This is a genomic window from Mesorhizobium sp. M7A.F.Ca.MR.148.00.0.0, from assembly GCF_003997735.1.
Classification (GTDB): domain Bacteria; phylum Pseudomonadota; class Alphaproteobacteria; order Rhizobiales; family Rhizobiaceae; genus Mesorhizobium.
Map to the genome: position 1 here is coordinate 87,739 of NZ_RZTB01000007.1, position 13,208 is coordinate 100,946.

11 protein-coding genes and 1 pseudogene are annotated in these 13,208 nt (G+C 63.7%); 2 read left to right on the top strand and 10 right to left on the bottom strand.

Annotated features, from left to right (window positions below; translation table 11 throughout):
- The 10 genes and pseudogenes from EOB49_RS37355 to EOB49_RS04675 all read right to left on the bottom strand — a co-directional run.
- A pseudogene (locus tag EOB49_RS37355) lies at positions 1-371 on the bottom strand (double-strand break repair protein AddB); the annotation flags it as partial.
- Positions 368-1,096, bottom strand: a complete 729-nt coding sequence (locus tag EOB49_RS04625) for a nucleotidyltransferase family protein (protein ID WP_127380283.1) — start codon at positions 1,094-1,096, stop codon at positions 368-370. The gene EOB49_RS04625 and the pseudogene EOB49_RS37355, both read right to left, overlap by 4 nt.
- The gene (gene tsaE, locus EOB49_RS04630) at positions 1,093-2,604 is read right to left on the bottom strand and encodes a tRNA (adenosine(37)-N6)-threonylcarbamoyltransferase complex ATPase subunit type 1 TsaE (RefSeq protein ID WP_127380284.1); all 1,512 of its coding nucleotides are present in this window, start codon (positions 2,602-2,604) and stop codon (positions 1,093-1,095) included. Before tsaE ends, EOB49_RS04625 begins: the two co-directional genes overlap by 4 nt.
- 8 nt (positions 2,605-2,612) lie before the next feature.
- Positions 2,613-5,171 carry a PAS domain-containing sensor histidine kinase gene (locus EOB49_RS04635; RefSeq protein ID WP_127380285.1) on the bottom strand — a complete coding sequence of 853 codons (2,559 nt, stop codon included), beginning with the start codon at positions 5,169-5,171 and terminating at the stop codon, positions 2,613-2,615.
- Positions 5,172-5,370: 199 nt separating this feature from the next.
- Complete coding sequence (gene ahcY / locus EOB49_RS04640) at positions 5,371-6,771, bottom strand: adenosylhomocysteinase (RefSeq protein WP_023810629.1); 1,401 nt, start codon at positions 6,769-6,771, stop codon at positions 5,371-5,373.
- 181 nt (positions 6,772-6,952) lie between these two features.
- On the bottom strand, positions 6,953-7,249 hold the full coding sequence (locus tag EOB49_RS04645; protein ID WP_027039963.1) for an HPr family phosphocarrier protein: 297 nt from the start codon (positions 7,247-7,249) through the stop codon (positions 6,953-6,955).
- Positions 7,246-7,647, bottom strand: a complete 402-nt coding sequence (locus tag EOB49_RS04650) for a PTS sugar transporter subunit IIA (RefSeq protein WP_010912939.1) — start codon at positions 7,645-7,647, stop codon at positions 7,246-7,248. Before EOB49_RS04650 ends, EOB49_RS04645 begins: the two co-directional genes overlap by 4 nt.
- A 164-nt stretch (positions 7,648-7,811) precedes the next feature.
- The gene (locus EOB49_RS04660; protein ID WP_164781587.1) at positions 7,812-8,258 is read right to left on the bottom strand and encodes an HPr kinase/phosphorylase; all 447 of its coding nucleotides are present in this window, start codon (positions 8,256-8,258) and stop codon (positions 7,812-7,814) included.
- Between the two features lie 32 nt (positions 8,259-8,290).
- On the bottom strand, positions 8,291-10,075 hold the full coding sequence (locus tag EOB49_RS04665) for a sensor histidine kinase (protein WP_127380286.1): 1,785 nt from the start codon (positions 10,073-10,075) through the stop codon (positions 8,291-8,293).
- Positions 10,076-10,217: 142 nt separating this feature from the next.
- A complete protein-coding gene (locus EOB49_RS04675; RefSeq protein WP_013528337.1) occupies positions 10,218-10,919 on the bottom strand; it encodes a response regulator transcription factor in 702 nt (233 codons plus the stop codon).
- Positions 10,920-11,262: 343 nt separating this feature from the next.
- On the opposite strand from EOB49_RS04675, the gene EOB49_RS04680 reads away from it, so the two are divergent.
- Together EOB49_RS04680 and EOB49_RS37360 are read left to right on the top strand one after the other, a co-directional pair.
- A complete protein-coding gene (locus tag EOB49_RS04680) occupies positions 11,263-12,888 on the top strand; it encodes a phosphoenolpyruvate carboxykinase (protein WP_127380287.1) in 1,626 nt (541 codons plus the stop codon).
- 84 nt (positions 12,889-12,972) lie between these two features.
- Positions 12,973-13,208: aminoacyl-tRNA hydrolase (locus tag EOB49_RS37360; RefSeq protein WP_245472479.1), on the top strand; the 236-nt coding region annotated here is incomplete at its 3' end.

Here is a 13,208-nt window from a genome sequence, read left to right on the forward strand (position 1 = left end):
TTCCAGGCCCGAACCAGCGGCGTCAGCAGCAACAGGCGTTCGATCGCGGCGATCGGCGGCGCGAGATCGATGGCCGCCGATGCCTCGGTCTCGAATGCGGCCTCATCCTCGTCGAACTCGCCGAGTGGCCGGATGACCGGCAGGATCGCCGAGCCGCCGCCGCCGCGTGCCGCTAGGCTGTCGACGAAGACACCCCGCAGAGCGCGCGCAGCACGGCGTGTCGGCACATAGATGGTGACATCGGCCAAAGCGAGCGGGTCGCCGTCAAATCGAAACCCCGGAACAAGGCGGCCGGCAAGCAGCGCCTCGGCAAGCGTCGGCAGAAACGGCGCTCCGGGCGGGATCGAGAAAACGCGGCTGGAGCCGCTCATTGCGACTCGATGAGCGCACCGGCGACCGCCGCTTCCGCGAGCGGTACGGCATCGGGCGTGCCGACGGTGATCCAGTGGCCATGCATGGGCATGCCGAACAGGCGGCCGGCCGCGATGGCGGAATCGAAATAGGCGTTGAGCGAGTGCGGCCCGGCCGGTGCACCCTCGAACAGGCGCGGATGGACGATCGCCGCCCCGGCATAGATCAGCCCCGCCGGGTCGCCTTTCGAACGCCGCAAGCCGCCATCCGGCGCCACCAGGAAATCGGTGCTGCCGCAGTGTCCGGTCGCCTGTTGGAGATCCGCCAGCATCAGCAGAATATCCATTTTCGCCGCGTCCCATGCAAGGGCGAGGCGCTGGAGATTGAGAGGACCGTCATCGATCCAGAACGTGTCGGCGTTGAGGATGTAGAAGGGCTGATCGCCCAGTTCGGGCAACGCCTTGACGATGCCGCCGGCGGAATCGAGCAGTTGTTCGCTCTCGTCGGAAATGACGATGTTTGGCGCGCGGCGCGCAGCGACATGGGCGACGATCTGTTCGGGAAAGTAGTGGACGTTGACGACCGCCTTGCCGACGCCGGCGGCGGCCAGGCTGTCGAGGCTCCAGTCGAGCAACGTCTTGCCGGCAATCTTGACCAGTGGCTTGGGAATGGTGTCGGTGATCGGCCGCATGCGTTTGCCAAGCCCGGCTGCGAGTACGATGGCGGTGTCCGGTCTTGCTGTCACAGCGCTCGCTCCTCCAGCAAACCGTGGGTGTCGTAGAACTCGCGCAGGCTTGCCAGCGCCGGATGAGACAGGGCCCGGCGCAGATAGTCGCGGATGCGCGGCAGGTGCTTCAGATAATAGGGCTTGCCGTCGCGTTTTTCGAGGCGGACGAAGATACCGAGGATCTTGGAGTTTCGCTGCGCCGCCATGATGGCGTAGGACTCCAGGAAGCTTGCCTCGTCGAAAGCCCCGGCTGCCTGGCGCGCCGCGACATAGGCATCCAGCGTCTGTTTCTCGATCTCGGGCGAGATGGTGACCCGCGCGTCCATGGCGAGCGAGGCGACGTCATAGGCGGAAGGGCCGATCAGCGCATCCTGGAAATCGACAATGCCCAATCGATCATGCCCTGAACGGTCGCCGCGCCAGATGATGTTGGGCGAATGGAAGTCGCGCAGCATCAGCGTGACCTCGCGGCCTTGCAGCCGGTCGAGGAGCGCGTTCCATTCCCTGTGGTAACCGGCGCGCAAGCTGTCACTTGGCGGGCCGCCCGATATCGCAGGCACGTACCAGTCGACCAGCAAATCGGCTTCGATCATCATGGCGTCGCGGTCGAAAGGCGGCACATCGTGGAAGCCGCCTTGCCCTGTTTCCAGGCGCTGCGGCCAGGCCCTGCCATGCATCATGGCCAGCAGCTCGGCCGCCGCTGCGCAACGCTCGGCCAGCGGCTGGCCATCGCCGCCGAGGAAACCTTCGGAACCAAGATGTTCGAGCAGCAGGAAACCTTGCTCCTGGTCCTCGGCATGGATTTGCGGAACGCTGACGCCACCTTCCTTCAAGGCGCGGTCGATGGCGACGAAGGCGGAGACCGACTGAGCGGTATGCGCGATCTCGGCATAGGGCTTGCCGTCGCGCACAGGCGGACCGAGAACCAGCCGTGGCGAGTTCATCAAGACCCGAGGCTTTTGGTCCGGCAACGAAACGATCTCGTAGGAGCGGGCCGAAGCATCGCCGATGAAATGGCGGCGCTGCGCTTCCCCCCAGCCGGCGTTCACAAGAAAGTCGCGCATGGCCAGCGATCGTGCCGCCCGATCGAAGGCATCCCCCTGGCCTGACAATCGCGCCAGCCGGCCGTCGCCATGCTGGACGAGCTCGATCAGGACCGTGGTTTTCGGCAGATGGGCTTCCGCCCGTTCCGGCCATTCGACCAAAGCAGCACCCTGCGCCAGGGCTTCGTCGAACCCAAGCTCATCGATCTCCTCCGCCGAGGACAGGCGGTAGAGATCGAAATGATGGACCGGAATGCGGGTGTCGTAGCTCTGCACCAGCGTGAAGGTCGGGCTCGGAACGTCGAGGCTCGCATCGTCGGCCAAGGTCCTGATCAAGGCCCGCGCCAGCGTCGACTTGCCGGCGCCGAGATCGCCCTTGAGGGCAAGCACGTCGCCCGGGCGCAGCGACAGCGCCAGATCTTCGCCCAGCCGCGCTGTGTGGGTCTCGTCGGCGAGTAATCGCTCCAGCACCAGTCTGGTCATCGAACGCGCTACTCGGCCGCGGCGCGGATGCCCGGCATGTCTGGAAAGGTGCAGATGACGGTCGTGCCCTTGTCCTTGCCGGTTTCGATGCGAACGCTGCCGCCATGCAGCTCGACGAAGCTCTTGACGATCGACAGGCCGAGGCCGGCGCCGCGCCGGCGGCCGCCATTGGCGCGCGGCTCGAAACGGCGGAACACCGAATCGAGCACATCCGGCGGCATGCCGGGACCATCGTCATGAACCGAGAATTCCACCCCATCCGCCAGATGGCGGCAAGTGAGCCGGATGATGCTGGCTTCCGGGGCGTAATTGGCGGCGTTGCTGAGCAGATTGTAGAGGATCTGGCGGACGCGGACCTCATCGCCGTGAAACGTCTTCGGCGCCGCGATGGCGTCCACCTGGAGACTGATCGAATGCTCTTCCAGCCGGTCGGCCACCAGCTCGGCCGCAGCGGCGATGGTGCGATCGACCTGCACTTCGGAGATGTCGAGCTGCATGATGCCGGCGTCCACCGTCGCCAGGTCGAGGATATCGTTGACGATGGTGAGCAGGACCGAGGAGGACGAGCTGACATGCTCGACATATTCGCGCTGCTTCTGCGTCAGCGGACCGGTCGTGGGCTGCGACAGGAGTTCGGTGAAGCCGATAATGTTGGTCAGCGGCGAGCGCAGTTCATAGGAGACGTGCTGGACGAATTCGTTCTTGAGCTGGTCGGATTTTTGCAGCGCCTCGTTCTTGTCCTTCAGCGCCCGCTCGACATGGACGCTGTCGGTGACGTCGACGAAGGTCATCATCACCTGCCCGTTGGGCAGCGGGATCATGGCGTAACTCAGCACATTGCCGTTGTTGAGCTCGGTCTGTCCGTGGCGGTCGCGGCGCTCGTCGTCAAAGCCGGTGATGGCGGCAACGAAGCTGGGCCAGGGGCTGTCCGCGGCCTGCCGGTCACAAAGGTCGCGTATCGTCGACACGTGGACACTGGGCTTGGCCGCTTCACCGCTCAATCCCCAGAGAGTGGCAAAGGCAGGATTCGACAGCCGGAGCCTGCCGTCGGGTCCGAACACCGCCACGCCTTCAGCAAGATTGTCGAGCGTCTCGCCCTGGACCCGTACCGCTGTCTGGTAGCGGCTTTCGAGGTCCATCTTCTCGGTCAGGTTCTCGAACACCCAGGTCACGCCGCCCTTGGGCTGCGGATTGGCGACGACGCGAATGGTCTTGCCGTCCGGCAGATGCCACCAATGTTCCTGGGATTCGACGGCGCGGTAGGCGCCGAGCAGGCCTTCCTTCCAGCGACGCCATTCAGGCTGTTCGGCGATCTTGCCCTCGCTGCGCAGCCGGTCGAGCAGCAAGGCATTGTCGGGTGCGCTGTGCAGGAAGCCGGCGTCCAGCCCCCAAAGCTTCTGGAAGGCCTGATTGAAGAACCGCAGCTTCTCGTCGGTGTCGAAAATGGCGACCGCCGTGTTGAGCTGGTCGAGCGTGTCGGCGTGGCTTCGCACCGTCCGTTCGTATTCGCCGCGAACGGCCTCAATGGCACTGGTGTCGCAGGCAAGGCCGGCCGAGCCATCGCTGCCGGCGAAATCGGTGACCGCGAACACACGGCGGTCACCTTCGATCACGGTGGACAGCGACTGCTCGAAAACCGGATGCGTCTTGTGCTGGGCGGCAATCGCATCGCGCGCCTGGCCGCCGAGGAACTCTTTTTTCTCCCGGACCGCGGCTTCGGCATTTTCGGCTTCGACGGCATCGGCATAGGCGCGGTTGACCCACTTCAGCCCGCCATCCTCGCCGCGGAGCCATGCCGGCATGTTCAACGCGTCGAGCAGGCCGATCATCGTGTCGTGGTCGGCGGCGAGCCGCTGGTTCTCGATCTTCAGCCTGGCCTGGCTGCGCTGCGTCTCCGAGAGCGAGACGAAACGCACGAGCACATGCGCGGCACTCTTGCGGCCATGCACTTCGAGTGGCGCACCGGCCTGCGATTCGATGACGAGGTCGAAGGGTTTGGCCTTCTCGCGCAATCCCGCGACGGCATGTTCGAGTGCCGCCGCCGAACGCGGCATCAGCCAGCGGCCGAAAGCGAGAAAAGCGGCCCTATCTTCGGGAGCGCCGCTTTCGACGGGCAATGTGCCGATAAGCTCGGGCTTCTTGTTTTCCGCGGCCCAGACGACGACGCGCTGGTCGCGCAGATTGAGCAGCGCCTCGGAGCGGCGGAGCGCCGCGTTGATGTCGGCGAGGCGGCTCCTGAGTTCGACATTCTCCGCCGAGGTGCGGGCTCTTTCGCGGATGAGAACGATGGCCGATATCAGTGCGGCACCCGTCACGCCGACGAACACGGCAAGCTGCATGACCTCGATGGCGCTCACCGACAGTCCCGCGACGCTGGCAGCAGCGGTTTCGGCATGCGCGACGGCGCCAACCAAGGGGCCCGCGAGCGCAGAGGTGGCAAGGAATGTCGACGCACGGGCGCGCCAGGACAGGCTCCCGCCTTCCAGGGCGGAGCCAGCAATCCCCCCCGAATCGTCATGGCCGCCGGAAACGGCCCGTCCCGCTCTGTGCGGGTGTTGCCCCGGCATGTCTTGGTCCTCTCCGCCGCCTGAATGCAAGACCGCCCTGATGCGTGCCTCTCTTGACCCTCTCGGGCTGGAAGCATCGCCGAATCACCTGACAATAGCCCCTCGCCGAATCGCCGTGAAGGCTGATGGCGCGCAAAAATAAGGCCGGGCGAAAAGTCAATCGCCCGGCCTCAATATCTGGTAGCAATTTTCGCTTTGGTTAATAGCGGTAGTGTTCCGGCTTGAACGGACCCTGCGGCGTGACGCCAATATAGGCGGCTTGTTCACCGGACAGTTCGGTCAGACGGGCGCCGAGCTTGTCGAGATGCAGGCGCGCGACCTTTTCGTCGAGATGCTTGGGCAGGACATAGACCTGGTTCTCGTACTGGCCGGGCTTGGTGTAGAGCTCGATCTGCGCCAGCACCTGGTTGGTGAAGGATGCCGACATGACGAAGCTCGGGTGGCCGGTGGCGTTGCCGAGATTGAGCAGCCGCCCTTCCGACAAAAGGATCATCCGCTTGCCGTCCGCGAAGGTGATCATGTCGACCTGCGGCTTGACGTTGGTCCATTTCAAGTTGCGCAGCGCGGCGACCTGGATCTCATTGTCGAAGTGGCCGATGTTGCCGACGATGACCATGTCCTTCATCGAGCGCATATGGTCGAGGGTGACGACATCCTTGTTGCCGGTGGTGGTGATGACGATGTCGGCGGTGGGGGCCGCATCTTCCAGCGTGACGACTTCAAACCCGTCCATCGCCGCCTGCAGGGCGCAAATCGGATCGACCTCGGTGACCTTGACGCGGGCGCCGGCGCCCTTGAGCGAGGCCGACGAGCCCTTGCCGACGTCGCCATAACCGCACACGACAGCGACCTTGCCGGCCATCATCGTGTCGGTGCCGCGGCGGATGCCGTCGACCAGCGATTCCTTGCAGCCATATTTGTTGTCGAACTTCGACTTGGTGACCGAGTCGTTGACGTTGATGGCGGGGAAGGGCAGCAGGCCCTTCTTCTGCAGCTGATAGAGCCGGTTGACGCCGGTGGTCGTCTCTTCGGTGACGCCGCGGATCGCCGCCTTCTGCTTGGTGAAGAAGCCGGGCGAAGCCTTCAGGCGCTTCTTGACCTGGGCGTAGAAGTATTCCTCTTCCTCGCTCTGCGGGTTGGACAGCACATCCTCGCCGGCCTCGGCGCGGGCGCCGATCAGGATGTACATGGTGGCGTCGCCGCCATCATCGAGGATCATGTTGGAGAGGCCGCCATCGGCCCACTGGAAGATCTTGTCGGTGTAGTCCCAATACTCCTCCAGCGACTCGCCCTTGACGGCAAACACCGGGATGCCGGCTTCGGCGATGGCCGCGGCCGCATGGTCCTGGGTCGAGAAGATGTTGCAGGAGGCCCAGCGGATATCGGCGCCCAGCTCCTTCAGCGTCTCGATCAGCACCGCCGTCTGGATCGTCATGTGCAGCGAGCCGGTGATGCGCGCACCCTTGAGCGGCTGCTTGGGACCGAATTCCTCACGGCAGGCCATCAGGCCCGGCATTTCGGTTTCGGCGATCTCGAGTTCCTTGCGGCCCCAGCCGGCAAGCGAGATGTCGGCGACCACATAGTCCTTGCTACCCGTCATGGCAGTACTCCGATGCGAATGTTGTGCTTGCGAATTTGTTGCGGACACGCCCGCGCCGGTCGGCGCGTCGAAGGGCGCGAATTGCCGGCCTGACTAGCAGATCGGAGCAAGGACGACAATGGGATATAAAGAAATCTTTATCCCTGCATGTCTCTCAGACACGCATCGGCGCTCTACCTGATCAGCATTCCTCGCCGAAGCGGGACGCCACCAGTTGCTCCAGGGCGTCGATGACCTGCCGGGCTTCCGGTCCGCTGGCGGTGACGCGGATCGAATAGCCGGGGCTTGCCGCCAGCATCATCAGGCCCATGATCGAGGTGCCGCCGACCTTGACGCCATCCTTCTCGACATGCACCGAGGCATCGAAGCCGCTGGCCAGCTGGACGAACTTCGCCGAAGCGCGCGCATGAAGGCCACGTTGGTTGATGATGGGAAAATCCCGGACAATTTGGTCTTTTTCCGGGGACAGCGCGGTCATTTGCTGCTCAGGAGCTGGCTGGCGACATTGATGTATTTGCGGCCGGCGGCCTGAGCCTCATCGAGCGCGGCGGCCATATTGTCGCCCTTGCGGATCGAGGAGAGCTTGATCAGCATCGGCAGGTTCATGCCGGCGATCACCTCGGTGCGGCCGGACTCCATCACCGAAATGGCAAGGTTGGAGGGCGTGCCGCCGAACATGTCGGTCAGCACGATGACGCCCGCCCCGGTATCGACACGGGCAACAGCGTCGACGATGTCGCGGCGACGCTGCTCCATATCGTCGTCGGCACCGATCGCCACGGTTTCGAAATTGTCTTGTGGCCCGACGACATGTTCGACGGCATGTCGGAACTCGGTGGCCAGTTGACCGTGCGTTACAAGCACGAGTCCGATCATTCTTTGGTGGCTCCCGTCATCGCCGCTTCACAGGCGCATTTTATGCTCGCCAGCCAATCCAGGCGGCGGGAGCGCTATCTTGTCGACGCACGGCCCGTTGACAAGCCCAAAATTGCGAAGGCACATGCCATTTTGACGCATTGCAGCAAAAAACCCGGAACGGATCATAGAAAAGGCGCGATCGACAGCCGCGCCATCACGGCCGGCAAGACCGCTGGAACATTGCGTTCGACCACGTCGACCCGCGGCACCAGACAGCCGGCGATGCTGCTTGCGGCATCCTCCTGGAAGCGCACCGCTTCGCCGGCCGGCACCAGGCGGACATGGAGGTCGACGAGGCCTGCCGGCTCGAATGGCAGAGGCCGGGGGCCGAGCCCCGGCACCTCGGCGAGGCCTTCTATGGCGGCGGGAGCGCGGCACAGCAGCCGCCCGGCATGCGCCTCGACGAAGAGCTGATCGTCGCCGACGAGCCGCGAGAACAGGCCACGATGGCGACAATGGTCGATGAGCGCCAGCGCCAGCGTCGTCTTGCCCGAACCGGAGGCTCCGGTGACGAGAATGCCGCGCTCGCCGATCAAAACCATCGTCGCGTGAATGTTTTCAGGCTGCACGGCTGGACCAGGCGTGGTTGGAATTCATGCTCTCAGCCTTCGGCCGGCAATGTCACCACGAAACGAGCGCCCTTGATCTCGCCGGGTTTGGTGCCGGGGATGTTCTCGGCGGTGAGCGTGCCGCCATGGGCCTCGACGATTTGCCTGGATATCGACAGGCCAAGGCCCGAATTCTGGCCGAATGCCTCGCCGGCCGGCCGGTCGGTGTAGAACCGTTCGAAGATGCGGTCGATGTTGTCGGCCCGGATGCCGGGGCCATTGTCGTCGACGGTGACGATGTTGAACTTGCCGGCACGCGCCAGCGACAGGCTGATGTGGCCATGATCCTCGGGAACGAAGGAACGGGCGTTCTCGATCAAATTGGTGATGACCTGGCCGATGCGCAGATCATGCCCGACGACGACGTAGCCTTTGACGCCCTGCGGCAGCTTGGCGGCCTTGAACTCGATCTCGACCGCCTTCTTGTTGCGCGTCGCTTCGCGCGAAACGGCGACGAGATCGGTGATGAATTTCTTCAGGTCGACCGTCCCGGCATCTTCACGCGCGAGCTCCGCGTCCAGGCGCGATGCGTCGGAAATATCGGTGATGAGCCGGTCCAGCCGCCTGACATCGTGCTGGATGATATCCATCAGCCGGCCGCGCGAATCGTCGTTCTTGGCCAGCGGCAAGGTTTCCACCGCGCTGCGCAGCGACGTCAGCGGGTTCTTCAGCTCGTGCGAGACATCGGCCGCGAAGCTTTCGATCGCCTCGATGCGGGCGTAGAGCGCGTTGGTCATGTCGCGTATGGCGATCGACAGATTGCCGATCTCGTCCTGGCGGTCGGAAAAATCGGGGATTTCCTCACGGCTCTTGACGCCGCGCCGCACCCGCACCGCCGCCGCCGACAGCCGGCGCAGCGGATTGGAGATGGTGGAGGCAAGCAGCATCGACAGGATGGCGGTGACAAGGGCCGCGATACCGAAGACGCGCAGGATCGCCTTGCGCTCGGCGGCGACGATCTTGTCGATGTCGCCGCCTTCGGTCGACAGCATCAGCACGCCCAGGACGGCACGAAAGCGCTGGATCGGCACCGCCACCGAAACGATCTGCTCGCCCTGCTCGCTGACGCGCACGATGGTCGACGGGCTGCCGGTGAGAGCCTTGACCACTTCCGGGAAAGCGGCGCCATTGCCGCCCGGCTGCTCGTGATAGACCGGCAGCTCGGTATTGCGGAAGAAGTCGAAGACGAATTTCTGGATGCGCTCGACCAGATCGGGCTCTTCCTCCTCGACCGGCGGCAGGTCGTAGCGCAGGATCTGGCCACGCGAATAGAGGTGGCGTGAATCGAGCAGCAGATTGGCGTCGCGGTCATAGATGCGGGCGCGGGTCCTGGTCGGCGAGATCAGCCTTCGCAGCACCGGGGCGACGCGCTCCGGGTTGATCGGGAAGTCTAGATTGTCGAGTTGGTCGGAGCCCGGCCCCAGGCTTTCGCCGGCCTGCAGTTCAAGCAGCTTTTCCGGGTCGATGCTGATCGAATCCGTCTCGACCGTCGCCGACGCGGCGATCGCGCCGGCGATGATCTCGCCCTGGGTCATCAGGCTTTCGACGCGGGCGTCGATCAGCCCGTCTCGGAAGGTGTTGAGATAGAGGATACCGGTCACCAGGACGGCAAGGCCGGCAAGGTTGAGGAAGAGGATACGCCGCGTCAGGCTGGAAAAGATATGATGGCCGAGGAAGCGGCGCATCGGCACCGTGATCTTCGAGACGAAGGACGGCATGATCCGCGACGGCCGCCTGGAGGCGCCCGCCGGTCTTGTTCGCTGTGCTTCCACTGCCATCGAATAGCAGCTCCCGCCTAGTCTTTAGCTTGATGCATATCGTTGTCCCAAAACCGGGACCACTTTTGGGCGACATGCATTACTTTGCTCCGATGAATGTCGTCATCCCAAAACCGGGACCACTTTTGGGCGACATGCATCATTACGCTTCGCGGAACCGGTATCCGACTCCGTAAAGGGTTTCGATCATCTCGAAGTCGTCGTCGACGGCCTTGAACTTCTTGCGCAGTCGCTTGATGTGGCTGTCGATGGTGCGGTCGTCGACATAGACCTGTTCATCATAGGCCGAATCCATCAGCGCATCACGGCTTTTTACGACGCCGGGACGCTGCGCCAGCGAATGCAGGATCAGGAACTCGGTTACGGTGAGCGTCACCGGCTCGCCCTTCCAGGTGCAGGTGTGGCGCTCCTGGTCCATGACGAGCTGGCCGCGCTCGAGCGAGCGGGCCTGCTGGCTTGGCGTCTTGGCGGCAGCCTCGCGGGCACTGGCACGGCGCAGCACGGCGCGCACCCGCTCGACCAGCAGGCGCTGCGAGAAGGGTTTGCGGATGAAGTCGTCGGCGCCCATCTTGAGGCCGAACAATTCGTCGATCTCGTCGTCCTTGGAGGTCAGGAAGATCACCGGCAGGTCTGACTTCTGGCGCATCCGGCGCAGCAGTTCCATGCCGTCCATGCGCGGCATCTTGATGTCGAGGATGGCAAGGTTCGGCGGGCGTGCCGCCAGGCCTTCCAGCGCCGACGCACCATCCGTGTAGGTCTCGACGCGATACCCCTCGGATTCCAGGGCGATCGACACCGATGTCAGAATGTTGCGGTCGTCATCGACAAGCGCGATTGTTGCCATTTCAAGCGGCTCCCTCATGAGCTGTCCCTTCTGTCGTAGAGAAGGGGCTTTTGCAGGACAAATTAGGTACAAAATGTGGCATAGGCCTTGTCCGCTGTCACGCGCGGCATGCCGGCGGCCACAATCCTACCTCGACATGGGTTGGACGAACGTACATCGCCAATCCTTTGGGCAACCGCGAAACTTTTTGCACATATAAACGATTTAAACAACTTTCAAAATATTTAAATCGATTAATGATTTGATATCATTTGGCTTTTCTGGTTCTGACCATCTCAGCCCGCGTAGTGGGCGTGCCGGGAACGTGCCGGCAAAGATGCGGCAAATCCAAGAGGGACACTCGATGTCGGAAGTCGGCAAACGCAATTCCGCCTGCGCGATCGATCATATCGGCCTGAAAACCACCGGCGTGGTGCGCTATAATTTCGGTGCGGCTGCCCTTTATGAGGAATCGATCGGGCGCGGCGAGGCCCGCTTGACCGCCCATGGCGCGCTGGTCGCCGAGACCGGACAGCACACCGGCCGCTCGCCCAAGGACAAGTTCGTCGTCCGCGATGGCGCCACCGAACCACATGTCTGGTGGGACAACAACAAGGCGATCTCGCCGGCCCAGTTCGACACGCTGCTCGCCGATTTCCAGGCGCATGCCGCGGACAAGGATCTATACGTCCAGGATCTGGTCGGCGGCGCCGATGCGGAGTCGAGGCTGCCGACCAGGGTGATCACCGAATTTGCCTGGCACTCGCTGTTCATCCGCAATCTGCTGATCCGTCCGGATGCCGCCGAACTCGAACAGTTCGTGCCTGAGATGACGATCATCGACCTGCCGTCCTTCCGCGCCGATCCCCTTCGTCACGGCAGCCGCACCGAAACGGTGATCGCCGTCGATCTTTCGCGCAAGATCGTGCTGATCGGCGGCACCTCCTATGCCGGCGAGATGAAGAAGTCGGTGTTCACCATGCTCAACTATCTGCTGCCGGCGAAAGACGTGATGCCGATGCATTGCTCGGCCAATGAGGGTGCGGCCGGCGACGCCGCCATCTTCTTCGGCCTGTCGGGCACCGGCAAGACGACGCTCTCGGCCGATCCCTCGCGCACGTTGATCGGCGACGACGAGCATGGCTGGGGACCGCACGGCATCTTCAATTTCGAAGGCGGCTGCTACGCCAAGACGATCAAGCTGTCGGCGGAAGCCGAGCCGGAAATCTTCGCCACCACGCAACGCTTCGGCACGGTGCTGGAAAATGTCGTGCTCGACGCTGATGGCGTGCCGGATTTCAACGACGGAAGACTGACCGAGAACACACGCTGCGCCTACCCGCTGGACTTCATCCCCAATGCCAGCAAGACCGGCCGCGCCAACCATCCCAACAACATCATCATGCTGACCGCCGATGCGTTCGGCGTGATGCCGCCGATCGCGCGGCTGACCCCGGCGCAGGCGATGTATCATTTCCTGTCCGGCTACACCGCCAAGGTGGCCGGAACCGAAAAGGGCGTGACCGAGCCCGAAGCGACGTTTTCGACCTGTTTCGGTGCGCCGTTCATGCCGCGCCACCCTTCCGAATACGGCAATCTGCTGCGCGAGCTGATTGCCCGCCACGGCGCCGATTGCTGGCTGGTCAACACCGGCTGGACCGGCGGCGCCTACGGCACCGGCAAGCGCATGCCGATCAAGGCGACGCGCGCCTTGCTTGCAGCCGCACTCGACGGCTCGCTGAAGACGGCCGAGTTCCGCACCGACCCTCATTTCGGTTTCGAGGTGCCGGTGGCTGTGCCGGGCATCGATAGCGCTATTCTCGACCCGATGATTCTGGACCCCCGGGCGACCTGGGCCGACAAGGCCGGCTATGACCGGCAGGCGGCACGGCTGGTCGGCATGTTCGCCGTCAATTTCGAGAAATTCGAAAGCCATGTCGACGCCGTGGTGCTGGGCGCGGCGCCGCGCATGCAGGAAGCGGCGGAGTAATCGCGCCACAGGGGTCAGCTTTCGTTGAAAGGCCCGGTTCGATCGGGCCTTTTCTTTTTCGATCCGCCGCGCCATGACTGCGGCATGGCGAGCGACGACAACATCATCATATCAGGCGATGCGGTGATCCATCCGGGCGACCTGCACGAGGATTTCATCCGCTCGTCCGGTCCCGGCGGCCAGAACGTCAATAAGGTGGCGACGGCGGTGCAACTGCGCTTCGACGCGGCCAACGCAACGGGTCTGTCGGAGCGCGTGCGCGAGCGGACGATCAAGCTTGCCGGCCAGCGTGCCACCAAGGACGGTGTCATCGTCATCGA